26 protein-coding genes are annotated in these 22,945 nt (G+C 36.2%); 23 read left to right on the forward strand and 3 right to left on the reverse strand.

The window, feature by feature from the left end; translation table 11 throughout:
* Positions 1–12 precede the first annotated feature (12 nt).
* The 5 genes from MYP_RS05065 to MYP_RS05085 all read left to right on the forward strand — a co-directional run bounded on the left by MYP_RS05065 (position 13) and on the right by MYP_RS05085 (position 4,827).
* Complete coding sequence (locus MYP_RS05065) at positions 13–771, forward strand: hypothetical protein (RefSeq protein ID WP_045459499.1); 759 nt, start codon at positions 13–15, stop codon at positions 769–771.
* Between the two features lie 191 nt (positions 772–962).
* Positions 963–1,529, forward strand: coding sequence for a YdeI/OmpD-associated family protein (locus MYP_RS05070; protein ID WP_052429962.1), 567 nt, complete (start codon positions 963–965; stop codon positions 1,527–1,529).
* 80 nt (positions 1,530–1,609) lie between these two features.
* On the forward strand, positions 1,610–2,488 hold the full coding sequence (locus tag MYP_RS05075; RefSeq protein WP_045459502.1) for a DUF72 domain-containing protein: 879 nt from the start codon (positions 1,610–1,612) through the stop codon (positions 2,486–2,488).
* Between the two features lie 205 nt (positions 2,489–2,693).
* A complete protein-coding gene (locus MYP_RS05080) occupies positions 2,694–3,608 on the forward strand; it encodes an ABC transporter ATP-binding protein (RefSeq protein ID WP_045459506.1) in 915 nt (304 codons plus the stop codon).
* Complete coding sequence (locus MYP_RS05085) at positions 3,601–4,827, forward strand: ABC transporter permease (protein WP_045459509.1); 1,227 nt, start codon at positions 3,601–3,603, stop codon at positions 4,825–4,827. Before MYP_RS05080 ends, MYP_RS05085 begins: the two co-directional genes overlap by 8 nt.
* Before the next feature lie 94 nt (positions 4,828–4,921).
* On the opposite strand, the gene MYP_RS05090 is transcribed toward MYP_RS05085, so the two are convergent.
* Positions 4,922–5,428 (reverse strand): phosphoribosyltransferase family protein, encoded by a 507-nt coding sequence (locus MYP_RS05090; protein WP_045459511.1) that lies wholly within the window; start codon positions 5,426–5,428, stop codon positions 4,922–4,924.
* A 166-nt stretch (positions 5,429–5,594) separates the two neighbouring features.
* Here MYP_RS05090 and MYP_RS05095 point away from each other — a divergent pair, with 166 nt between their 5' ends.
* From MYP_RS05095 to MYP_RS05160, 14 genes are all read left to right on the forward strand, one after another.
* Entirely contained in the window at positions 5,595–5,837 is a 243-nt protein-coding gene (locus MYP_RS05095; protein ID WP_045459513.1) for a type B 50S ribosomal protein L31, read from the forward strand.
* 79 nt (positions 5,838–5,916) lie between these two features.
* Entirely contained in the window at positions 5,917–7,077 is a 1,161-nt protein-coding gene (locus MYP_RS05100; protein ID WP_045459515.1) for a GlmU family protein, read from the forward strand.
* Positions 7,078–7,157: 80 nt separating this feature from the next.
* Positions 7,158–8,282, forward strand: a complete 1,125-nt coding sequence (locus tag MYP_RS05105; protein WP_045459518.1) for a DNA polymerase III subunit — start codon at positions 7,158–7,160, stop codon at positions 8,280–8,282.
* Between the two features lie 11 nt (positions 8,283–8,293).
* Positions 8,294–8,743, forward strand: a complete 450-nt coding sequence (locus MYP_RS05110) for an ATP-dependent zinc protease family protein (protein ID WP_045461000.1) — start codon at positions 8,294–8,296, stop codon at positions 8,741–8,743.
* A 4-nt stretch (positions 8,744–8,747) separates the two neighbouring features.
* On the forward strand, positions 8,748–9,653 hold the full coding sequence (rimK, locus tag MYP_RS05115; protein WP_045461003.1) for a 30S ribosomal protein S6--L-glutamate ligase: 906 nt from the start codon (positions 8,748–8,750) through the stop codon (positions 9,651–9,653).
* A gap of 44 nt (positions 9,654–9,697) precedes the next feature.
* Positions 9,698–10,621 (forward strand): hydroxymethylbilane synthase, encoded by a 924-nt coding sequence (gene hemC / locus MYP_RS05120; protein WP_045459520.1) that lies wholly within the window; start codon positions 9,698–9,700, stop codon positions 10,619–10,621.
* A 47-nt stretch (positions 10,622–10,668) separates the two neighbouring features.
* Positions 10,669–11,301: a peptidylprolyl isomerase gene (locus MYP_RS05125; RefSeq protein WP_045459522.1), complete on the forward strand. Its 633-nt coding sequence runs from the start codon at positions 10,669–10,671 to the stop codon at positions 11,299–11,301.
* Complete coding sequence (locus MYP_RS05130) at positions 11,298–12,209, forward strand: SDR family oxidoreductase (RefSeq protein WP_045459524.1); 912 nt, start codon at positions 11,298–11,300, stop codon at positions 12,207–12,209. The genes MYP_RS05125 and MYP_RS05130 overlap by 4 nt, the downstream gene beginning before the upstream one ends.
* Positions 12,210–12,553: 344 nt before the next feature.
* Positions 12,554–13,447, forward strand: a complete 894-nt coding sequence (locus MYP_RS05135) for a helix-hairpin-helix domain-containing protein (RefSeq protein WP_045459526.1) — start codon at positions 12,554–12,556, stop codon at positions 13,445–13,447.
* 88 nt (positions 13,448–13,535) lie between these two features.
* Positions 13,536–14,837 (forward strand): polysaccharide deacetylase family protein, encoded by a 1,302-nt coding sequence (locus MYP_RS05140; protein WP_045459529.1) that lies wholly within the window; start codon positions 13,536–13,538, stop codon positions 14,835–14,837.
* Positions 14,838–14,886: 49 nt separating this feature from the next.
* Positions 14,887–15,828 carry a GNAT family N-acetyltransferase gene (locus tag MYP_RS05145; protein ID WP_052429963.1) on the forward strand — a complete coding sequence of 314 codons (942 nt, stop codon included), beginning with the start codon at positions 14,887–14,889 and terminating at the stop codon, positions 15,826–15,828.
* Complete coding sequence (locus MYP_RS05150; protein ID WP_052429964.1) at positions 15,825–16,841, forward strand: polysaccharide deacetylase family protein; 1,017 nt, start codon at positions 15,825–15,827, stop codon at positions 16,839–16,841. The genes MYP_RS05145 and MYP_RS05150 overlap by 4 nt, the downstream gene beginning before the upstream one ends.
* A gap of 1 nt (position 16,842) precedes the next feature.
* Positions 16,843–17,490, forward strand: coding sequence for a uracil phosphoribosyltransferase (gene upp, locus MYP_RS05155; RefSeq protein WP_045459532.1), 648 nt, complete (start codon positions 16,843–16,845; stop codon positions 17,488–17,490).
* A gap of 130 nt (positions 17,491–17,620) precedes the next feature.
* Entirely contained in the window at positions 17,621–18,022 is a 402-nt protein-coding gene (locus MYP_RS05160; RefSeq protein ID WP_231570009.1) for a small multi-drug export protein, read from the forward strand.
* Between the two features lie 71 nt (positions 18,023–18,093).
* Here the strand turns inward: MYP_RS05160 and map are convergent, their stop codons facing one another.
* Both map and MYP_RS05170 read right to left on the reverse strand, forming a co-directional pair.
* Positions 18,094–18,858, reverse strand: coding sequence for a type I methionyl aminopeptidase (map, locus tag MYP_RS05165; RefSeq protein WP_045459537.1), 765 nt, complete (start codon positions 18,856–18,858; stop codon positions 18,094–18,096).
* Between the two features lie 382 nt (positions 18,859–19,240).
* The gene (locus MYP_RS05170) at positions 19,241–19,624 is read right to left on the reverse strand and encodes a VOC family protein (protein WP_037576439.1); all 384 of its coding nucleotides are present in this window, start codon (positions 19,622–19,624) and stop codon (positions 19,241–19,243) included.
* Positions 19,625–20,068: 444 nt separating this feature from the next.
* On the opposite strand from MYP_RS05170, the gene MYP_RS05175 reads away from it, so the two are divergent.
* The 4 genes from MYP_RS05175 to MYP_RS05190 all read left to right on the forward strand — a co-directional run bounded on the left by MYP_RS05175 (position 20,069) and on the right by MYP_RS05190 (position 22,939).
* On the forward strand, positions 20,069–20,575 hold the full coding sequence (locus tag MYP_RS05175; RefSeq protein ID WP_045459542.1) for an NADH-quinone oxidoreductase subunit A: 507 nt from the start codon (positions 20,069–20,071) through the stop codon (positions 20,573–20,575).
* Between the two features lie 4 nt (positions 20,576–20,579).
* A complete protein-coding gene (gene nuoB, locus MYP_RS05180) occupies positions 20,580–21,107 on the forward strand; it encodes an NADH-quinone oxidoreductase subunit NuoB (RefSeq protein WP_045459545.1) in 528 nt (175 codons plus the stop codon).
* 114 nt (positions 21,108–21,221) lie between these two features.
* On the forward strand, positions 21,222–21,716 hold the full coding sequence (locus MYP_RS05185; RefSeq protein ID WP_045459547.1) for an NADH-quinone oxidoreductase subunit C: 495 nt from the start codon (positions 21,222–21,224) through the stop codon (positions 21,714–21,716).
* 2 nt (positions 21,717–21,718) lie between these two features.
* Complete coding sequence (locus MYP_RS05190; protein WP_045459549.1) at positions 21,719–22,939, forward strand: NADH-quinone oxidoreductase subunit D; 1,221 nt, start codon at positions 21,719–21,721, stop codon at positions 22,937–22,939.
* Positions 22,940–22,945 lie beyond the last annotated feature (6 nt).

Below are 22,945 nucleotides of genomic sequence, written 5' to 3' on the forward strand. Positions count from 1 at the left end.
TGCGAATTTTTTATGTCAACCTTAAGAGACAAAGCAAAGAAGAGCAACGCCAGCAAGTCAGACAGGCCTGTACTGATATACCTTGCCATCGGAATAGCAGCTGCTATTTCAATAGCATTGCGCTGGGTTGATGAAGATCTTTCTGCAAACGTGTTGTCAGAAATCATAGGTGCGGCATTTACACTTTTTGTTATTGATGTGTTGCTTGTGAAGTCTAAAGCCAAAAGATGGCTTATAGTACAGGAGCATATCGATTACCTGATTGGCAGAACAATCAACAGAGTAAGGGATGGTGTTGCAACGAGAGTGTTTGGTTTCAAACCTGAGTTTAATCACAGGATGAAAGAGGAAGAAGTGATACTACAAATAAGAAAGCAAAGAGAAAAATTTTTGAATGAACTGGAACCTCTTTCTGCAGAGAAATTGATCGAGAGGATTGACCTTACATTCTTTAACGCAGATAGCTATCATTACTTTGATGAAAAGGCAGAAGATATCTGGATGCTGATCAACATGAAGTATTCGGAATATCTTGCTCCTGAACTTGTATCTCTCCTGATAGATCTACATACAAACCTTGTGGATGTTGGTGCTCATATTCGAATGTATGGTAAAGCAGAGAGATTTCCAGCTGAAAAAGATCATTATCACAATGTTGCATTACTAGGGACTGCAAGAAATTTGAAAGAGATTATTCGTATTGTAATCAGATTGAAGGAAGAAGGTTATTCGGATGCTGCGAAGATATTAGGAACCAGGGAAGAAATTTAAAACTAATGTTGAATAAAAAAGAGAAGTCTGCAGTTGACAACAAAATGCAGAACTTCTCTTTTTTAAGTTTGTTGTAAAAAGATGATTTTTAATTTGCTGTAAAACAGTACTTTGTGGAGTATGTCCTATGCTAGAAACTCATCATGCCTGAATTCTTGTTGTAATCAAGAATAGGTGGAAATGAGAAAATTATGGGAAATATAGGACCAATTTTTTTTGCTGAGGAACAAGAACTTCGGAACTGGTTTGAGAAAAATTTCAAGAAAAAGAAGGAGCTTTTAATAGGTTATTATAAAGAGGATTCGGAGAAAAAAGGAATCAACATATCTCAATCGATTGATCAGGCATTGTGTTTCGGCTGGACTGAGGGAGTGCGTAAATCGCTTGATAAGGAGGAGTATGTAATCCGGTTTACACCAAGGAAACCTAAAAGTATGTGGAGCCCTGTTCATATCCACAAAGTAGAGGAACTTTTGAAAAAGGGGTTAATGAAGTTTGAGGGAATTGAAGTATTCAATAAGAGACAAGGATGCGATTCTGGAGTATTTCCCTTTGAAAAGGCTGAGACGATATTGGATGATTTTTTAGAAGAAAAATTTAAGGCAAATAACAAAGCCTGGAGTTTTTTTAATGCGACTGCTCCTTCCTATAAACGCAAAGTAATTAACTGGATCATGAACGCAGATCAAAGAAGTATTAGAGAAGAAAGATTGGATACTTTGATAAGGGAATGTGAAGCTGAAAAAATGTTATGCTAAGTATTGTTCAATTCTAGTCCATTTCGTTTAAATATTTATATTGCCAGAATAAATGCAATTACTATTTAACAACAAACTCCATGAAATTTGGCCAGGTAGATAATCCCGAAGAAATCGATTTTAGGTTGCCAGCAGACCATAAAGATACTACGAAGATGCTTTCGGAAAATAAAAAGGACAAGCCTTTCAAAGTGTATGTAGGATGTGCAAAATGGAATAAAACTGACTTAAAGAATTTTTATCCTAAAGGAACTAAAGACGAGCTGACATATTATTCATCTCAATTTAATAGTATAGAGCTTAATGCGACATTTTATAATGCACCTTCCAGAGAGCAGGTATTAATATGGAAGGACAAGACTCCTGCTGATTTTAAATTTTTTCCTAAGCTTACTAACAGCATCAGCCATTTTAAAAGACTGATAGATGTGCAACCTGCTGTAGAGGAGTTTTGTGATGCAGTATCTCAATTTGACAAAAAACTGGGTATGGTGTTTTTACAGATGCATGATAATTTTGGTCCAAAGAATTTTGATAGGGTAGAGAAATTTATTAATGATTTTCCTAAAGCTGTTCCTCTTGCTATAGAACTTAGAAATAAAGACTGGTTTCAAGATACCAAAGAGGCGGAGCGACTTTACAAGTTAATGGAAGCCAAGAAAAAGACCAACATAATTGTTGATACTGCCGGCAGAAGAGATATGTTGCATATGAGACTTACTACTCCCAAGGCATTTATAAGATATGTAGGAGCCAATCATGAGAGTGATTATTCCCGACTTGATGATTGGTTGAAGAGGATTAAGAAATGGAGGGAAGGGGGGCTTCAGGAGTTGTATTTTTTTGTGCATCAGAATGTAGAGAAGGAGTCACCTCTACTTTCAGCTTATTTTATTAAGAAATTAAACAAGGCTTTTGAGCTGGAAATACCGATTCCGAAAACATTGGATGGGAAGTAGGATATATGTTTGAATCGGGATGAACCGGATTAAAGGATTAGTGGGATTTTGATTTTTAAACTCTATTTAATATTGAAGTCTAATTCTGTAAACTTATTTTAAAGTATGCAATAAAAATAATCCTGTTAATCTTTAAATCCGATTCATCCCGAAACAGTAATCTCAATTCTCCTTATTAATTTTACCCCAACACTGCAGAAATCTTTTGGAAATAGTAAAAACAGAAAATCTTTCTAAATCCTATGGAGCGTTTCAAGCTCTAAGTGATGTATCATTAGGGATAAAGGAAGGAAGCATCTATGGTATCCTTGGTCCAAACGGGGCAGGGAAGACGACCTTGCTGAGAATCCTTACTGGAATCTTAGGTCCTGATAAAGGACAGTATTTCTTTCAGAGTAATATATTTACTTCTGATTATCAGAAGAGAATAGGTTATCTTCCTGAAGAAAGAGGCCTGTACAAAAAGATGAAGGTAGAAGAGCAGCTCGTTTATTTTGCAAGGTTGAAGGGGGTTGCTGCTTCAGAAGCTAAGACAAGAACTACCTCTTTTCTTGAAGAAACAGGTCTTGCGGAGTGGAAGAATCATACTGTTGATGCACTCTCGAAAGGAATGCAGCAAAAAGTGCAATTCATTGCCAGCATTATTCATAATCCTGACCTGATCATACTAGATGAGCCGTTTTCTGGCTTCGATCCTGTAAATGCTGAATTACTTAAAAATTATATTTTCAGATTCAGAAAAGAAGGAAAGACCATCCTCCTTTCAACCCACCGAATGGAGAATGCAGAAGAGCTGTGTGATAAAATTGTGCTTATCAACAAAGGAAAAAATGTTCTTGAAGGAGAGGTGAAAAAGATCAAAGAAGGTGTGAAGAAGAACAGACTTATAATTGAAGGAGAAGGTATTTTGCCTGAAAATAAACTCTTGTATGAGGTGGTAGATTCGGAAACTTTCGCAGGGAACCAGTTTATTGCTACATTGATTCCGGCACCGGGTATTGTTCTCAATAAAATCATTGAAGTCTTAATGCCGCATATTAACTTTAAAAGCTTTAAAGAGGAATTGCCCTCATTGCATGAAATATTTATTGATAAGATAAAGGGAGAAAGTGATGAATAAGGTTTGGTTGATTCTCCAAAGGGAGTACATTACAAGAGTCAGAAAAAAAGCTTTTCTTATCCTTTCTTTTCTTGGACCATTGATTTTTCTTGTCCTGATGATTGTTCCCGCATGGCTTACAGTGCCACAGGCTAAGCAGAAGGAGGTGGTTGTTATAGACCAGCATCACATCTTAAAAGAACAACTTGAAGCCCCTTTTATTATTTTTTCTGATCAGGAGAAGCTAAATAAAAACAAAGCTTCCCATCTAATTATTCTTCCACCTGATACATCCGGAGCAATAAATGCAAATCTTATCAATGCTTCAAATATATCTTCAGAAGAAAGGCAGGGAATAGAACAGGCTTTAAAACTCGCTGTTGCCAAAACTAAACTCAATGCATCTTTGCCTGAAATAAATTTAACAGAGACTAGGCTTCTAGAAAAGAATGCTGGTGAAGCTGCAGCTTCGATAGCCTTATTTTCTGCAATTCTGGTATACTTTTTTATATTCTTGTATGGTGTCCAGGTGATGAAGAGTATTATTGAAGAAAAGGCCAACAGAATACTTGAAGTGGTCGTCTCTTCAGTAACACCCTTTCAGCTCATGGTTGGAAAGATACTGGGAGTGGCCCTGGTAAGCCTTACTCAGTTTTTAATATGGGTAATCACTACATTTACTTTATCCCGTTTGATTTTTGATAAATTCAAGCTCGAACGCTTTTCTGACGAGAACATCAGTCAGACTTTGACAACTAGTCACGACGCGGCTCAGGCAATGGAAGTTAATGAAATGCTTAACTTTGTAGGACAGATCAATTTTGGTTTGATCATTCCGGTATTTATTTTCTTTTTCCTTGTAGGATATCTTTTTTATAGTTCACTGTTTGCCGCTATCGGGGCAGCTTCTGATGCAGAGACGGATACCCAGCAATTTATGCTGCCGATAACATTGCCTCTGATTTTTTCATTTATCATGGCTCCAAGGATATTGGAAATGCCTGACAGCACACTGGCCCAAATTCTTTCCTATATACCTTTTACAAGTCCTGTAGTCATGATGTTGCGAATACCATTTGGCATCCCATTCTGGGAAATTGCATTATCAATGATTGTACTATTCTCTTTTTTCCTGCTGGCGACTTTGCTTGCCGCAAAAATATATAGAGTGGGAATTTTAATGTATGGGAAAAACGCCACCTGGAAGGAAGTGTTCAGATGGCTTTCCTATAAAGACTAACTTGACTTAAGGATTGAAAAAAAGTCTATCAAATCTTTGAAAGTTACAATCAATTGATTTAACAGGATTTTAAAGAGGTCAAAGATTAATTGGATTAATGAAGATAAACCCCGTATTCGTTTTCATCCAGAACCACATCAATCCTTTCTCTTAGTGTTGTAGCGAGTGAATAGCCAACATAGTCGGCTGCAATAGGAAATAATTGATGACTTCTGTCTACGATAACGGCAGTTTGCAATTTTTTTAATTCAATATTCAGAAAAGGTTTAAGCGCATAGGCTAAAGTACGACCTGTATTTAAAACATCATCTGCGAGGATAACAGTTTTGTTTTTAATCTGCTCAATATCAATATCGAGATGCACTTCACTTTGTACATTGGCTAATTTATCCAGCTGAATTTTAACAAGCATGACCTTTAAAGGGGAGATCCCCTCAATATCGTTTTTGAGAAGGTTGGCAAAAATGTATCCTTTTTCATCGATCCCCGCCAGCACAATTTCTTCTTCAGAAAAATTATTTTCATAGATTTCAAAAGATATCCTCTTGATTTTCTGTAGTATTTGTTGTTTGTCAAGGATTAAATTTTTCTCACCTGCCATATTATTTTCCGGTTTAAAATGGAACTTTTTAAAGATCCAATGCTTTTTAAATATAATAGAGGCAATTTAATGAAAAGGGTAATTTCTAAAAAATTAATCCTGAGTTTGGTTGATAAATTCTATTTTACTAAATTTGTTACCCTTTTACAATAGATAGTTAGCGATTATGAAAAAAGATATTCACCCGGATTACAGAGCAGTTGTTTTTCAAGATTCTTCTAGTGATTTTAAATTTCTTACAAAATCAACTATAAAGACTTCAGAAACAATTAAATGGGAAGATGGAAATACCTATCCTCTCGTTAAAGTTGAGGTTAGCTCAGCTTCTCACCCATTCTACACTGGCAAGAAAATATTTGTTGATGCTGCAGGTAGAGTTGAGAAATTCAAGAAAAAATACCAGAAGTAAAAAAACATTCTGAATAAAGTTTTCTTTAATAAGTATAAAAGTCTTCATGATTCCATGAAGACTTTTTTATTTTTGTAATATGAATTTCATTTTATTCGACGAACCTTCAATAAGGCAGGGGCTTCTTCCTTTTACCTTTACCAGGCCTGTTGCTGAGGTAAGGATAGGTATATTAACCATAACGGAAAAATGGAAGTTAAGATCCGGATTGGATGTATCTTACATTACAGAAGAATATCTAAGTGATCGTTTCATTCTAAATCCTGGAAAGGAAAATGTATTTATTAACGGAGGAGTTTGTCCCACAGATGAACTTGTAGCTGCGATAAAAAGTCTCAAGGACGGGGAAGTTATTGTTAAGGATGGTGTTATCATTGCCTATAAAAAGGTAGCAGAAGGGAAACAGATTGAGTTTAAAGGTGCTTTAATCATCATAAAAAGACCCTGGGATATTTTTTTGAATAACGGTAAAGAAATAACAGAAGATTTCGATCTGATAACCAAAGGAAGAATCTCTGCTCCATTCTCAGATCCATATACCAGGATTTACAATCAGGATAAAGTATTTATAGAAGAGGGGGTATCAATAAAAGCTGCTATCCTAAATGCCGAAAATGGCCCCATCTATCTGGGAAAGAACTCTGAAATCATGGAAGGTGCAATTATTCGTGGACCTTTCGCTCTTGGCGAAGGGGCATCTGTAAGTATGGGAGCAAAATTCAGAGGAGATACAACTGTCGGTCCTTATTCTAAAATAGGTGGTGAAGTAAGTAATTCTGTAATATTCGGATATACCAACAAAGCTCATGATGGTTTTCTTGGTAATTCTGTAATCGGAGAATGGTGTAATTTGGGTGCAGATACAAATACTTCAAATCTTAAAAACACTTATTCAGAAGTTCAGGTATATAGCTATAAGGAGCAAGACTTTGTAAATACCGGAAAAATGTTTTGTGGTCTGTTGATGGCAGACCACTCTAAATGCGGAATCAATACTATGTTCAATACTGGCACTGTTGTGGGAGTAAATGCAAACATTTTCGGTGAAGGTTATCCTGCTAAATTTGTGCCTTCATTTGCCTGGGGAGGAGATAAAAATTATTCCAGATATAACTTTGAGAAAGTAATCCAGGTAGCCGAAAGGGTTATGGCACGGAGAAATATACAGCTATCCAAGGAAGAGATTAATATTCTGAAATACGTGTTTGAAATTGAAGATCAGCAGGTGAGAAATTTCTAATTTCTGCTTAACAATTTTATAACGTATTCCCTTATTAAGGCTACCTAAAAATTCATAACTAGTACTTAAATTTAATAATTGTGTTATTTTCTCAGATTAAGGGTCTTGAAGAAACTAAGGCCAGCCTTATTGCTTCTGTAAAAAACAGACATGTTGCACATGCTCAGCTTTTTGCCGGACCAGAAGGAAGCGGCAGCCTTGCAATGGCACTAGCTTATGCGACTTATATCAACTGCGAGGAGAAAGGTGAAACAGATTCTTGTGGCACTTGTGCTTCCTGTAATAAATTCAATAAGCTTATCCACCCGGATCTGCATTTTGTGTTTCCAGTGAGCACCACAAAAAGTGTTTCGAAAGACGCATCAAGTGCATTGTTCATGAAAGAGTGGAGGAATTTCATTGCAGAAAATCCTTATGGAGGACTTATAGAATGGGGGAACTTTATAGGAGCAGAAAATAAACAACTGAATATATCAGTAGACGAAAGCAGAAATATAATAAAGACAGTGACCATGAAATCTTTCGAGGCAGAATATAAAATAATGGTCATCTGGCTTCCGGAACAAATGAATTCGTCTTCAGCCAATGCTATTCTTAAAGTCCTTGAAGAACCTCCGGTAAAAACAATATTTCTGCTTGTTACTCAGAACCCTGACAAGATCATAACAACGGTACTTTCCCGTACTCAAAGAGTGAAGATAAGACCTTTCACGGATGAAGAAGTAACTAAATTCTTAATGGAGGATAAGCATCTTGATGAAAAAAAAGCAAGACAAGTTGCTTATCTGGCAGATGGGAATCTGAATGAGGGATTAAGGTTGCTGCAGCAGGCAGAAGAAGACAACCATCAAATGTTCAGAGAATGGATGAGGCTTTGTTATAAAAAGGTCAATATCCTGGAACTTGTAGACTGGTCAGAAGCCTTCCAGAAACTTGGAAGAGAAGGTCAGAAAAATCTTTTCCAATATGGATTGAATATTCTTAGAGAAACCCTTATCTGTCGCCTCAATAGCAAAGAGCTTTTAAGACTTAATGAAGAAGATCTGAAGTTTGTAGATGGCTTTTCAAAAGCTTTAAACGAAGTTAAAATAGAAAATATTAGTAAGAGCCTGAATGAGGCATATTATCATATAGAGAGAAACGCTAATGCAAAAATTGTATTTCTTGATCTCTCTCTGCAAATATCCGGGATGATGAAGTCTTGACAGGACTGCTCATGAAAAAAGAGAAGCTAACTATAGGCCGCAGTGATATTATAGATCTTCCGGATCTTAAAATATTCAAGGTAAAAGCAAAAATTGATACCGGTGCTTATAGTTGTTCCATCCATTGCAATAATCCGAAGGTTACTGGCAATGTAAAGAAAAAACTGAGCTTCACCTTACCTTATTTTAATGGTAAGGAAAAGGAAAAAATTGTTTTTCAAACGAATAATTTTTCGGAAAGAATAGTGAAAAGTTCATTCGGGCAAATTGAAAAGCGTTTTGTGATAAAGACGAAAGTCCTCATTTTTAACAAACTTATTGAAACAGAGTTTACCCTTTCAGACAGATCTAACATGAAACATCCCATATTACTGGGAAGAAAATTTTTGAAAAATGGTTTCCTGGTAGATGTTTCCAAATTCAATTTATCCTACAAACAAAAGAAAAGCTTAAATAAGTAAGATGATGCGTATTGCGATTCTTTCAAGAAATGCAAGCCTTTATTCCACAAAAAGACTTGTGGAGGCTGCTAAAGAGCGTGGTCACGATGTTAGGGTTCTGGATCATTTAAAATGTTATGTCGGGATAGAGGCAGGAAATCCAACGCTTTATTATAATAAAGAAAAGATAACTGATTATGATGCTGTAATTCCGAGAATAGGGGCTTCCGTTACATTTTATGGTGCTGCAATAGTGCGCCAGTTTGAAATGATGAACGTGTTCAGCTCAACGAAATCCCAGGCTATCACCAGATCAAGAGATAAGCTTAGAACACTTCAGGTTTTGAGCGAAGCTGGTATTGGAGTTCCGAAGACAGCATTTGCAAGCCAGTCAAAAGATGTAGATAACCTTATAAGCCATGTAGGTGGTGCGCCGGTAATTATTAAATTATTGGAAGGTACCCAGGGGATAGGGGTTGTACTTGCAGAATCTAAAAAAGCCGCTAAATCAGTAATTGAAGCATTTTATGGGCTCAAAGCTGATATCCTCATTCAGGAATTTATAAAAGAAGCCAACGGCTCTGATATACGCGCATTTGTGGTAGACAATGAAGTAGTGGGGGCTATGAAAAGGCAAGGTAAAGAAGGCGAATTCCGCTCTAACCTCCATCGTGGAGGGGAAGGCGAAATGATTGAACTTACACATGAAGAAAGGGACGCTGCATTATGTGCGTCAAAAGCCTTGGGCTTATCTATTTCCGGGGTGGATATGTTACGAAGCTCCAGAGGCCCTTTAATCATTGAAGTCAATTCTTCGCCGGGGTTGCAGGGAATTGAAACTGTAACTCAGATAGATGTGGCAGGCAAAATCATTGATTTTGTAGAACGCAATAAAAAGAAAAAGGCAGAACGGGATTTGATTGGAGTTTAGCCTAAAAATTTCTAAGTTGCTTCTTAGAACGCTTGATTATATTGATGGAGAGTAAAATCAGAATTGGAACCAGAGCCAGCAAACTGGCAATGTGGCAAACAGAATATGTCGCCGGAGTTTTGAATAACGCCGGGTATGAAACAGAGATTTTAAAGATTGAAACAAAAGGAGATAAGCAACTCGCTTCTGCCTTTTCCGAAATTGGAACCAAAGGAATTTTTACAGAAGAGATTGAGGTGCAATTGAAGGATGGGTCCCTGGATATTGCGGTTCATAGCGCAAAAGACATGCAGACGGATCTTGGACCTGAGCTGGAAATCATAGCATTCACTGAAAGAGAAAAACCAAACGACGTACTGGTTAGTTTTGACAAAAGCTTTGCTCTGGAAGACCTTTCAAGAGTATTGGTTGGTACTTCGTCCACAAGAAGAAAAGCTTTGCTAAAGCATTATTTTCCCCATCTTTCAACCACTGATGCAAGAGGAAACCTCCAGACAAGACTTAAGAAAATGGAAGACGGCCTTTTTCCTGCAATGATTCTTGCTTTTGCAGGCATGCATAGAATGGGCTATAATGAATTTATAGTAAAGGAACTTCCGGTGGATATTTTCACACCGGCTGTAGGACAGGGAAGTATTGCCATAGAAGCAGCCTCTTCTCTTTCTTCTGATAAAAAGGATATCATTAGGAAATTGCTAAACCATATTCCAACAGAAACTTGTCTGATTGCGGAGAGAGCTTTCCTTAATAAATTAGAAGGTGGTTGTAGCATTCCGGTTTTTGGCCTTGGAACGATAGAAGGAGATCTACTCAAATTAAGAGGAGGAGTTGTGAGTCCGGACGGTTCAGAAATTGTCAGGAAAGAGATAGTTGGAACCCAAACCGACGCGCGAAAATTAGGTTTGCAATTAGCTGAAGAGGTCCTAAACTCAGGAGGTAAAGAAATATTAAAAGCCTTAAAGAAATAACTTTTAGAAATTATCCATGTTAAAAAAGTCTTAAATATTAGTGTTATATGAAAATTAAATTTTTTGCGATTGTATTGATTTTTATTTCCCTTACAGCTTATGGTCAAACTACAAAACCTTCCAAAAAGGATTACGTGGTGACAATAAAAACAGAATTTGGCGACATGGTATTGCTCCTTTCTGATCTTACTCCAAAGCATAAGGAAAACTTTCTAAAGCTTGCTCAGGAAGGGTTTTACAATGGAACTACCTTTCACAGAATTATTGATGAATTCATGATTCAGGGAGGAGATCCTAATTCTAAGGATGCCGATCCGAATAATGACGGAATGGGTGGGCCGGGCTATACTGTACCAGCAGAGTTTAATGAAAAACTGAAGCACAATAAAGGTGCTGTTGCAGCAGCAAGAATGGGCGACCAGGTGAATCCTAAAAGAGAATCCAGCGGATCGCAATTTTATATAGTAGAAAATCAGGATGGAGCACACTTCCTTGATAATCAATACACCGTTTTTGGTCAGGTGGTCCAGGGGCTCGATGTGATCGATAAAATTGCTACTCAGCCAAAGGATTACCGTGACAGACCTTCTAAAAATATTACAATGGAGGTTTCCATTAAAAAACTAAAAAAGAAAAAAATCATAAAACTATATCACTGCGAAAACTTTTATAAAGCATGAAAAAGAAAGTTTTAATTACAGGTTCAAATGGCCTTTTGGGACAAAAACTTGTAGGTCTTATAGCTGATGACGAAAACTATGACCTGATCGCTACAGCAAGAGGTGAAAACAGACTTCCTATGGAGCCAGGAGCATATGTGTATAAGTCAATGGACATCACCAACCGAAACCAGGTGATGGATATAGTTTCTGAAACCAAACCTGACTTTATCATTCACACTGCAGCTATGACCAATGTAGACCAATGTGAGTCGGAGAGGGAAGCTTGCTGGGCACAGAATGTTGATGCAGTTAAATACCTTATTGAAGCATCTGAAAAGATAAAATCACATCTGATCCACTTATCTACAGATTTTATTTTTGATGGAAAGAATGGTCCTTATGATGAAAATGCTAAGGCCAACCCTTTGAGTTATTATGGAGAGAGTAAGCTGGCAGCAGAAAAACTTGTATTGAAAAGCAAAGCTAAATGGGCTATTGCAAGAACTGTACTTGTCTATGGTATTGCATGCGATATGAGTAGATCCAATATCATTCTTTGGGTTAAAAAAAGTCTGGAAGAAGGAAAGAAAATTCAGGTGGTAACAGATCAGTGGAGAACACCTACACTGGCTGAAGACCTAGCTATGGGCTGTTATCTTATGATGGAAAATCAGGCTACCGGTATCTATAACATAAGCGGAAAAGATTTCCTTACACCATATGAAATGGCTATTAAAACTGCCGATTTCTTTAAACTTGATAAGTCCCTTATTTCAAAAGCTGATAGTACAATTTTCAAACAACCAGCTGTAAGACCTCCGAAAACGGGCTTTATTCTTGATAAGGCAATGAATGATCTTGGTTATGACCCTCATTCTTTTGAAGAAGGTATTAAATTATTGGCTGAACAAATAGCTGAAGTTTAACTCTTTATATTTATAATTAATTTTAATTGTACACTTTAAGAAAATTCCTTGAGCATATAGGGGTTTTCCCTTATTTACATGCGTTCATTATTGAAGTATTTTTAAAGTATAATTAAAATTTGAGTAAAACGGCAGTTTTCAAATTGGAATTTTATGTTGGTAGTGGGTTGAAAAGCTGTATTTGATGATTTGGCTTATTAGTACGCTTTTGTTTAATAAGTTAGTAAATAATTTAGTAAAGGTTAATGAGCCCTTCGGGAGTGGAGGGCTTTTTTTATTTTCCTCATTTTTATACCTTTAACATAAATTGATCAGCTAACGACTACTGCACTTTACCAGCTTTTATGAATCTTATCGAAAGGTGTAAATCCTATTTTGGCATTTCAAAAAAGGAAGCTCACGGTTTCATTGTCCTCCAGGCAATTCTGTGTCTTGTATTAACAATTCCTTTTTTAACTGAATATTTTATTTTTCCTCAGAAAAGAATGGATAGAACTGAAAACGGTGCCGCTCTAGACAGTCTGTTAGAATTATTTGAAGCTCAATCAGAATCGTTTACGGATAAAAATGAATCTATAACTAATCCTTCTGACAAGTTCCCGGAAAGTTTTGATCCCAATATTGCTTCAAAAGAGCTTTTCCTAATGACTGGTTTAAAATCAACGCTGGTAGAAAGAATAATAAAATTCCGGGAAAAAGGAGGAAAGTTTTTTGCCAAGGAAGATTTGCTTAAAATTTATGGAATGGATAAAACTGAATTTGAAAAAATTGCCCCATGCTTAACTTTCCGAACACATTCCAAGCCTAAACTAATTGAGCAAAAAGCGCCTGATATTTTTGATATTAACAAAGCAGATTCCGTTAGTCTGGAACAGCTGAATGGTATTGGGCCAACACTTGCCCGAAGGATTCTTAAATATAAAAATGCCCTCGGAGGTTTTGTCAGCAAAGACCAGTATTTGGAAATTTATGGATTAACGGAATATGCCCTGACTCAATTAAATAGATATACCTTCATAAACAGAGCATTCGAACCTGAAAGAATCCACCTTTATAATTCTGAATTTAAAAAGATTGCAGGTCATCCTTATATTGGATATAAGGCTGCACAATACATTTCAAAATTGAAAAAAACAGGCTTTTCTGAAGATGCCATTCATTCAATAATTCGGACTGATACAGTTTTTAAATGTAAAAAACCAGAACTGATTTACAGATATATTGAAATTGGTCAATAAAAAATTAGAATTTTCGGTGAAAATTGAGGAAAACAAATACTATTTTTAGGTAAAATAGTATTTAACTCTTTAATTTTTTCCGCAGGGAATGATATTGGTATTAGTGCCTCAGATTACAAACAGGCTTACATATATTTTTGATTTTTATTTTAAAGAAATATTCAAATCGGATTATGAGTTTACCACTGATCCTGAGAAATTCCAAGCCTTTAGCGAAGCAAAGTTTTCTTATGGATTCAGACAGATAAATGATGAATTATATCTGGAAGCAGATCCTATTTTATTTGAATCGACTGTTTCTATAAGACAAATTTCTATCGGTACATTTAATAATATAAAAACTTTATTTTCCGTAAAATCAGGATCTCTGCCATTTGATCCATTCGCTGCCGGTTTTTATATGATTACAAGGTATGAAGAGTATCTTCCTCATAAAAAAGACAGGCACAACAGGTATAAACCAGAAAGCAGTATCGCAATTTCCGCAGGCTTTCTTGAAAAACCTATAGTCAATTTCTGGGCTTTAGTGATTAAGGATATTATTAATAAGAAGTATCCTCAGGCTATTAATTATACCGCTACTTACAGTTTTCAGCCTACTCTTGATATTGATAATGCTTATGCTTATAAATATAAAGGAGTATTAAGAACAAGTTTGTCACTTACTCAAAGACTTATAAAGCTTGATTTTAATAAATTGGTTAAACGTCTTAAAGTGCATTTGGGCAAACAGCAAGACCCCTATGATACTTATGATAAACAAAGAAGAATTCACCGGATTTATAAAATAACTCCTAATTACTTTTTCCTTTTAGGAGATTATGGAAAGTATGACAAAAACCTTCCATATGATAATGAGCATTTGGTAAAGCTTGTCAGGAGCCTTGATGAAGAAGCTACTATTGGTTTGCATCCTTCCTATGGCTCAAATACTTCTGAAAATAAACTTGTAATGGAAAAGAAAAGGCTGGAAGAAATTCTTTCCCGACAGGTTACAAAAAGCAGACAGCACTATATAAAACTTACCCTGCCGGAAACATACCGAAAACTATTGAATGCAGGGATCAAAGAGGATTATTCAATGGGCTATACAACTAAGATCGGCTTCAGAGCCGGAACTTGCAGCTCCTTCCTGTTCTTTGATCTGGAAAAAAATGTTACGACGGATCTTAGAATCTATCCCTTTGCGTTTATGGATAGCACACTGAAGTTTTTCCTGAAAGTACGCTCAAAGGAAGTGATCAACTATATTACTCCCATTGTCAATGATGTAAAACAGGTTGGAGGACAACTTATATTCATTTTCCATAATGAATCTTTAGGAAATGAAAGACAATGGAAAAACTGGGGAGAAGTTTATGAAAAAGTAATTCGATTGGCAAAAGAGTGACATTCTGAGTAATTTCAAAAATTATTATTTTTAAATCCCCGACTCCTTAATGAATAAAAAGGATTATTTCAGAAGCTACTGTGCAAGACAAAAAGACATACCTCTTTTTCTTACACCTGAATGGATGGATCTGATCTGCGAAGATAGTTGGGATGTTATAATAGAAGCCAAGGGGGACAATATTCATGGCTTTTTAATCTTCCCTCTTAATCATAAACTGGGATTTAAAAGAATCCTGCAACCTCAGTTTACTCCTTACTCTGGTGTCTGGATTAACTACCCTGATGGACAAAAAGATCTGACAAAAATTGCTTACGAAAAAAAAGTACTGTCATCTTTAATTGACCGTTTACCGGAGTTCGATGAGTTGATTCTTAACCTTTATCCAACCTTTACAAACTGGCTTCCATTCTACTGGAAGAAATTTAAACAAACTACCAGATACACTTATAAGATTTTTAAAGGTCAAAATCCTGAAGCTCTCAAGTTGCAAGTAAAAGATTCTGTTAGAAGGGAACTAGCTAAAGCTGAACGTTCCTTGCAAGTGTTTAATTCAAAGGATGTTAAGGATTTGTTCGATTTCAAAGTAAGATCATTTAATGAACAGAATCTTAGGTTCAATTTGAGTTATTCCTTCATTAATAGATGTATTCAATGGTGTATCAATGAAGAAAGAGGGCAGATTCTATATGCAAAAGATGAAGAAGGTTCGATACATGCCGGTGTGTTTTTCGTTTGGGATGAGAATTGTATTTATTACTTGTTCGGTGCAGCTGATCCTGAGTATAAAAATTCTGGTGCTTTGACCCTTCTGCTTTGGAAAGGAATTGAAATGGCTCAATCTCAAGGTAAAGATTTTGATTTTGAGGGTAGCATGCTGGAACCTGTGGAACAATTTTTTAGAAATTTTGGAGCAACCCAACTTCCTTACCTCCAGATAATAAAGAGGAATTCACTTTTATTAAAGCTTAAAAATATTCTAGGGGAATGAACATTAAAGACAGTTTATTAACCCCGATTCTGAACGCTTGCGCATCTGTTTTACCTTTCGCTGCTCTTCAGAAAATAACAGGACAAAAGGTTATATTTCCTACCTACCATCTCGTCTCTGATCAGAATGTTCCACATGTTGATAATCTTTATAAGATCAGAAACGAAAAGTTATTTCTTGATGACCTTGAATTTATGCTGAGGCATTTTAACCCGATAACTATTGATGAACTCTTAAAATGGAGAAATGGTCAATTAAGACTTGATAGACCCTCATTTTTTTTATCGTTTGATGACGGTTTAAGAGAGGTAAAAGATGTTATTGCTCCAATACTTTTAAAAAAGGGAATACCTGCAGCATTTTTTATAAATCCAGCTTTTACTGACAACAGAGAAATGATGTACCGGAACAAAGCAAGCCTGCTTATAGATTTGTTCAAAAAGAAAAAAATCAATTTTAAAAGAACTTTTGATACAACCAGAATAGAGAAAGAAAATTTTATTCAAAAAGTAAAGTCCATAAAGTATAAGGAAAGAGATATCCTTGATAAATTAGCCCTTGCTTCAGAATTTTCATTTTCAGATTATTTGAAAGAAAAGAGGCCGTATCTGGAATCAGAAGAAGTAATGGAATTAAAAAAGCTTGGCTTCCATATTGGAGCTCATAGTTTAGACCATCCCTTATATGAGCAAATTTCTCTGGAACAGCAAGAGTTGCAAACATTAGAAAGCATCGATTTTGTAATTAATAATGATTTTTCCAGACTGAGAACTTTTGCTTTTCCTTTCACTGATTATGGAGTTTCTGCTGCTCTATTCAATAAAATGTATAAAGAAATGAGACTAGATTGTTCTTTTGGAGTCGCGGGAATAAAACATGAAAATTATATCTTCCATTTTCAAAGAATACCAATGGAAAAAAGTCTTGATTCTGCCCGTCAAATTTTTGCTGCAGAATACATATATTATATCCTGAAAAGTCCTTTAGGGAAAAACCACATAAAAAGAAAGTAACGTGTTTGTGCTCACTCAATCCCCATCTGTTGCAGATCGCTTTTTAGCTGAACTAAGGTCTGTTGAAATTCAGAAAGACAGCATGCGTTTCAGACGTAATATGGAGCGGCTTGGAGCTCTGATTGCCTATGAAATTTCAAAAGAATTAGATTATAAAAAGGAAGAAGTACAAAGTCCTTTGGAAAAAGCATCTACATATGTGCTTGAGAGAAAGATTGTAATCGGTGCAATTTTAAGAGCTGGTATTCCATTTTTTCAGGGGTTCCTGAATATCTTTGACCAGTCAGAATCAGCTTTTATTGCTGCTTATAGAAGTAACAAGTCTGAGGAAACCGGTAATGTCGAAATAAACATGGACTATGTAGCTTCTCCTGATTTAACAGGTAAAGTGTTGATACTTACTGATCCTATGCTTGCGACCGGTAAATCCCTTGTCGTAGCTTACCGAACTTTATTGAAATATGGAAAACCTTCAGAAGTGCATTTGGCTGCTGTTTTATCTAGCAGGGAGGGAATCGAATACGTAAAAAATGAAATTCCTGAAGCAAAACTTTGGACTGTTGCTATAGACGAAAAAATGAATGAAAAATTTTTTATCGTTCCAGGGTTAGGAGATGCAGGGGATTTAGCTTTCGGTCCAAAAAAGTAATACTAAGGCGATTAAAAATAAAGCAAACTAAAGAAGGGCGAATTCCGTTATTTTTTTAAACCACACAAGTACACTGTTCAATTTTATGATTAGTTTAATTCTAAAATACCTCATGGTCTTCCTTACAAGTATGTTAAAATTTATCGGAGGACCACTGCTGGGAGTTGCCTCAGGATTAAGCATATTTGAAACAGCTTTACTTACCATACTCGGTATGATGACTACAGTTTTTCTCATGGTTAGCTTTATAGGAAAACCATTTAAAAACTGGATAATGAAAACGTTTTATAAAAATAGAAAACTGTTTTGCGATAAAAACAGAAGAATGGTCAGGATCTGGAGGAATTACGGATTAAAAGGTGTTGCATTTTTGACTCCTGTTCTCTTTAGTCCAATAGGAGGAGCATTACTCGCCAGCTCGTTCGGCGAATCTGCTAAAAGGATTTTCCTTTACATGCTTGTTAGTTCAATTTTCTGGTCTATAATTTTTACAAGTGTAATATTCCTGATTAAGAAAGTTCCTATTGTTTAATCGGATTGGGGAATGGGATCCTAAATGAGTTTGTCTAATTCTGTTGATATCAGAATTTGATCAATCCCGATCTAATCCCAGATCTTATTCGCCTCAGTAAGAATTATCGGTTTACTATCAGTAATGATAATGGTATGTTCATGTTGTGCAACATAGCTTCCATCTTTGGTAATGTAAGTCCAGCCATCTCCCTTGTCATGGGCATAATTAGCCTTAGTAGAAATAAATGTTTCTACTGCTACCACAGAATCTTTTTTAAACCTTTGTTTATTGTTCTTATCATTGAAGCAAGGGATCTCTTCCGGAGCCTCATGAAGGCTTCTCCCTACCCCATGTCCGACGAGGTTTTTAATGACTTTGAACCCTGCTTTCTTAGCTTCAGTCTCGATCAATAAACCTATGTCAGCTATTTTAACACCGCCTTTAATTTGATGTATAGCTTTATATAAGATATTTCTGGAAGCTTCTACCAATGGCTTATGTTTATGAATGTCTTTCCCCAGAACAAAAGAACCTCCATTGTCTGACCAGTATCCATCAAGTTCTGCAGATACATCTATATTTATAAGATCTCCTTCTTTAAGAATTCTTTTTTCGGAAGGAACACCATGAGCAATTTCATCATTCAGGCTGATGCAACTCCAGCCTGGAAAGCCGTACGTAAGTTTGGGTGCAGACTTTGCTCCGAATTTTTTTAATATCTCTCCGCCAAATTCATCCAGCTCTTTTGTACTCATGCCTGGTTTGGCATATTCACGCATTTGTTTTAATGTCAAAGCAACCGCATCGCTGATTCTTTGAAGTCCCTCTATATCTGCCTGTGATGAAATCGACATACCCTCAATTTATAATAATTACCTTTTATAATGGATTAAAGTTTAATCCTGTTCCCAATGCAAACCTAAGTATTTTTTAGAAAAGTTATGATTCTGTTTCTATCCTGGATAGGATGCAATAGATGAAGTGGTATTATTTACTTGTTTTAAAGGAGGTTCTTTAGTTCTGTCTGACTTTTTAGGCCCGTTGTTGTTCTGAACCTCTGGTTAAATTTTGCATAAAAGGGAATAAGATAAATTTTAAGTCGCGGATTTGATTGTCCCACTTGTGATGGATAAAAATTAAAGATTACAATTGTTATTAAATAAAAAATCAAATCCTTCACGAATGAGGAAGAATTTGATTTAAACCAGATGTGTATAAGATTTTAATTTTATTTAGTTACTTCTTCTGCACTACAGTCAGTCTATTGCCATAAAGATCCAGGCAATGAAAAAATTTACTGTCCTGAGTTGAAACCAATGGTTCTGCGATCTTTACTCCGTTTTTCTTTACATGAGAATAAAATTGTTCTATGGCATCTGTATATATCACCAATGTTGGTGCGCCTCCTGTTTGTTTTCCTATTGGAAGCTTTGAAGGATCTGCCTTCATAAACCATATTCCAAAATCGTCATCATCGGAAAATGCTATATGCAGATATCTTTGTCCGTCCGGAGTTTCGCTGTCGTGAAGTATTTTACACAGAAAATTTTTTTGATAAAAATCCCAGGCTTTATCATAATCTTCAACAAGGATCACAGCCCGTCCTAGTTTGGTATTCATAGTTTTGTTCTTTTATTGCTATTCCTTTTTAATTGTCCAAGTCAGGATATTTTGTCGGTTTCATTTTAGTGTTATTTGCCGTAATGTTCTCCTATAGTAGGACATTTCTGCAAACGGCAATATAGTAAGAACAACAAAGTAAAGGATAGGTTAATATTTTTTTGAAATTTTTTATTTAATACTACTCCTCATGAGGAGAAATAGAACTACATGGCAAATTTAAAATAAAATTTGGGAGCAAATGAAAACTATATCTTCAAAGAGAAAGACGAGATTTTAATACTTTGAAATATAAGCGGATATAAATTTGTTCGATTAAAATTTAATCCGAACCTTATTAAGGTGTAGATTTGTATTTATCGTAAATCAGGAATAGAAAAAGAGAGAGGCAGTCGCTTAAAATTTTATTTCTAAGACCTTGATTATAAAATCAATTTCTCAACAATGAATCAGGTTAAAAATAGTCAGCTATCAGAATTTGGAATCATTTTCCTTTTTATTATCAGCGGAATATTATTTGCAGGACTGGTTATGGTTACCTCAAAAATACTAAGACCTCACCGCCCGAATGAAGAAAAATTAACGAGTTATGAATGTGGAGAAGACCCTGTAGGAAATGCCTGGGGGCAATTTAACATGAGATTTTACATCATAGCGTTGATTTTTATTCTCTTTGAAGTAGAAGTGGTTTTCTTATTTCCCTGGGCTACGGTTTTCGCAAATAAAAAACTTATAGCTGCAACTGATGGTCTATGGGCTTGGTTTTCAATTACGGAGATGTTCATTTTTATAGCAATCCTTGCTTTGGGCCTTGCATATGCATGGGCAAGGGGATACCTGAACTGGGTGAAACCGGATCAGGAGATTGCTCCATTTAAATCTCCGGTTCCGAAGAAATTATATGAAGATATTAATACCAAATATTCCGGGAAGACAGCTTTAGAAAGGTAAATAAGTGGGACTATTAGATCATAAATACGGACAAGGTGGCATTATTCTCACAAAAGCAGATGATGTTATCAACTGGGCAAGGTTGTCTTCTATCTGGCCAATGGGATTTGGAATTGCATGCTGTGCCATTGAAATGATGTCTACATTTGCCTCGGGTTACGATCTGGAGCGCTTTGGAATATTTCCCAGACCTTCCCCTCGTCAATCAGATGTTATGATAGTTGCCGGTACAGTGACCTTCAAAATGGCTGATCGTATCAGAAGGTTATATGAACAAATGCCGGAACCGAGATATGTCATCTCCATGGGATCCTGTTCCAATTGTGGGGGCCCTTATTGGGAACATGGATACCACGTTGTAAAGGGTGTAGACAGAATCGTTCCTGTTGATGTTTATGTGCCAGGTTGCCCTCCAAGGCCGGAGATGCTCATTGGTGGCTTTATGAAACTTCAGGAAAAAATCAGGACCGAAAGTATAAAAGAACCGAAGCTTATTAATAAGGTTCTTGAGAAGAAAAAAGCTTTGAGCTGAAAGCTTAAAGCGAAAAGTTTTTCAGGCACAAGCTTTGAAAGTAGTACTACATTGAAGTCCTTGTCCTTCAGGAAAAGGATTTAGGATGAGGTGAATTTTTAAATCATTTAATTTATGACCTTTCAGGAAATTAAAGAACTGATTATACAGGAATTTGGAGCAGAAGTGGTGGAAGCTGAGAATATATCAGGTCTTCAGCCTGTACTCACTATTGTAAAGGACAAACTACCACAGATTGCAAAATTTCTATGGAGTAATGATAAGACCTATTTTGATTATTTGTCCTGCATCACCGCAATTGATAATTTGAAAGCGGGCATAATTGAAATCATTTATAATTTCTATTCGATACCATATAACCATCATTTTACTCTCAGAGTAGAAACTTTACGAGGAGATGAAAATAATCATCCTAAGATCCCAACTCTGAGTGAAATATATAAAACAGCCAACTGGCACGAACGTGAAGCTTTTGATCTTTTCGGAATTATTTTTGAAGGGCACCCTGACCTCAGAAGAATTCTTCTTCCTGCAGACTGGGAAGGATATCCTTTAAGAAAAGATTATAAAGAACAGGAATATTATCACGGTATAAAAGTAGCTTATTAAAGATGCCAACTGACAGGATTCAATACATTTACCATAAAGACAATCTCCAGAAGTCTGAGCCTACCCGCACAAAGCCTGAAGATCTTAAAACCGAGGAGATGATTATCAACCTCGGTCCCCAGCACCCATCTACTCATGGTGTATTGAGACTTGAGGTAATTACAGATGGGGAGTTTGTAAGAGAGGTCATTCCTCATATGGGGTATTTACACAGATGTTTTGAAAAGCATGCAGAAAACCTTCCTTACAATCAGATTATTCCTTTCGTTGATCGCATGGATTACCTGGCTTCAATGAACTCAGAACATGTATATGTGATGGGTTTAGAGAAGATGCTGGGTATTGAAAATACATTACCTAAAAGAATAGAGTATATCAGAGTTCTTGTAGCAGAGCTGAACAGGCTTGCTTCACATTTCGTAGCAATCGGAACTTACGGTATAGATATTGGAGCGTTTACTCCATTCCTCTGGCTGATGCGAGATAGAGAGCATATCCAGCGTCTTCTGGAATGGGTATGCGGTGCGAGAATGCTATACAATTACATTTGGGTAGGTGGATTGTTTTATGATCTTCCCGTTGGTTTTGAAGATCGTTGTGCAGACTTCATAAAATACCTTAAGCCAAAAATGAAGGAATTGGAAGCGCTGGTAATCAACAATAAAATTTTTATTCAGCGTACAGCCAATATCGGAATACTGCCTCTGGATCTGGCTATCAATTATGGTTGCTCGGGGCCAATGCTGAGAGCATCAGGCTTGAAATATGATCTGAGAAAGGTAGATGCCTATTCTGTCTATCCAGAACTGGATTTTGATATACCTGTGGGCAAGGGTGATATGGGAACCGTTGGAGATTGCTGGGATAGGAACTATGTGAGAGTTTTAGAATGCTACGAGTCCATAAAAATTATTGAACAATGCCTTGTGCAACTTACAGGAACTCACAAGAGGACCAGGGAGTTTGATCCGCAGGCCATGGTCCCTAAAAAGATCAGACCTAAAGCAATGGATTTTTATGTGAGAGGTGAAACACCCAAAGGGGAGCTAGGTTTTTATTTCAGGTCAACTGGAAATACAGATATTCCTTACAGATGTAAAGGACGCTCTCCATGTTTTGTAAACCTTTCTGTCATTAATGAATTATCAAAAAATACGATGCTTGCAGACTTAATAGCGATCATTGGCTCTATAGATGTGGTAATGGGAGAAGTGGACAGGTAAGTAATA

Source organism: Sporocytophaga myxococcoides, from assembly GCF_000775915.1.
In the GTDB taxonomy this organism is placed as follows: Bacteria; Bacteroidota; Bacteroidia; order Cytophagales; family Cytophagaceae; genus Sporocytophaga; species Sporocytophaga myxococcoides_A.

Excerpts from the sequence above, each read along its gene's own strand:
- MYP_RS05140 (WP_045459529.1), top strand. The coding sequence starts at position 13,536 with ATGATATTGGTATTAGTGCCTCAGATTACAAACAGGCTTACATATATT.
- MYP_RS05100 (WP_045459515.1), top strand. The coding sequence starts at position 5,917 with ATGAATTTCATTTTATTCGACGAACCTTCAATAAGGCAGGGGCTTCTT.
- MYP_RS05185 (WP_045459547.1), top strand. The coding sequence starts at position 21,222 with ATGACCTTTCAGGAAATTAAAGAACTGATTATACAGGAATTTGGAGCA.
- map (WP_045459537.1), bottom strand. The coding sequence starts at position 18,858 with ATGTCGATTTCATCACAGGCAGATATAGAGGGACTTCAAAGAATCAGC.
- MYP_RS05135 (WP_045459526.1), top strand. The coding sequence starts at position 12,554 with ATGAATCTTATCGAAAGGTGTAAATCCTATTTTGGCATTTCAAAAAAG.
- MYP_RS05095 (WP_045459513.1), top strand. The coding sequence starts at position 5,595 with ATGAAAAAAGATATTCACCCGGATTACAGAGCAGTTGTTTTTCAAGAT.
- MYP_RS05160 (WP_231570009.1), top strand. The coding sequence starts at position 17,621 with ATGTTAAAATTTATCGGAGGACCACTGCTGGGAGTTGCCTCAGGATTA.
- MYP_RS05130 (WP_045459524.1), top strand. The coding sequence starts at position 11,298 with ATGAAAAAGAAAGTTTTAATTACAGGTTCAAATGGCCTTTTGGGACAA.
- MYP_RS05090 (WP_045459511.1), bottom strand. The coding sequence starts at position 5,428 with ATGGCAGGTGAGAAAAATTTAATCCTTGACAAACAACAAATACTACAG.
- MYP_RS05070 (WP_052429962.1), top strand. The coding sequence starts at position 963 with ATGGGAAATATAGGACCAATTTTTTTTGCTGAGGAACAAGAACTTCGG.
- MYP_RS05125 (WP_045459522.1), top strand. The coding sequence starts at position 10,669 with ATGAAAATTAAATTTTTTGCGATTGTATTGATTTTTATTTCCCTTACA.
- MYP_RS05075 (WP_045459502.1), top strand. The coding sequence starts at position 1,610 with ATGAAATTTGGCCAGGTAGATAATCCCGAAGAAATCGATTTTAGGTTG.
- MYP_RS05150 (WP_052429964.1), top strand. The coding sequence starts at position 15,825 with ATGAACATTAAAGACAGTTTATTAACCCCGATTCTGAACGCTTGCGCA.
- rimK (WP_045461003.1), top strand. The coding sequence starts at position 8,748 with ATGCGTATTGCGATTCTTTCAAGAAATGCAAGCCTTTATTCCACAAAA.
- MYP_RS05175 (WP_045459542.1), top strand. The coding sequence starts at position 20,069 with ATGAATCAGGTTAAAAATAGTCAGCTATCAGAATTTGGAATCATTTTC.
- hemC (WP_045459520.1), top strand. The coding sequence starts at position 9,698 with ATGGAGAGTAAAATCAGAATTGGAACCAGAGCCAGCAAACTGGCAATG.
- MYP_RS05085 (WP_045459509.1), top strand. The coding sequence starts at position 3,601 with ATGAATAAGGTTTGGTTGATTCTCCAAAGGGAGTACATTACAAGAGTC.
- MYP_RS05145 (WP_052429963.1), top strand. The coding sequence starts at position 14,887 with ATGAATAAAAAGGATTATTTCAGAAGCTACTGTGCAAGACAAAAAGAC.
- MYP_RS05170 (WP_037576439.1), bottom strand. The coding sequence starts at position 19,624 with ATGAATACCAAACTAGGACGGGCTGTGATCCTTGTTGAAGATTATGAT.
- MYP_RS05110 (WP_045461000.1), top strand. The coding sequence starts at position 8,294 with ATGAAAAAAGAGAAGCTAACTATAGGCCGCAGTGATATTATAGATCTT.
- MYP_RS05190 (WP_045459549.1), top strand. The coding sequence starts at position 21,719 with ATGCCAACTGACAGGATTCAATACATTTACCATAAAGACAATCTCCAG.
- MYP_RS05065 (WP_045459499.1), top strand. The coding sequence starts at position 13 with ATGTCAACCTTAAGAGACAAAGCAAAGAAGAGCAACGCCAGCAAGTCA.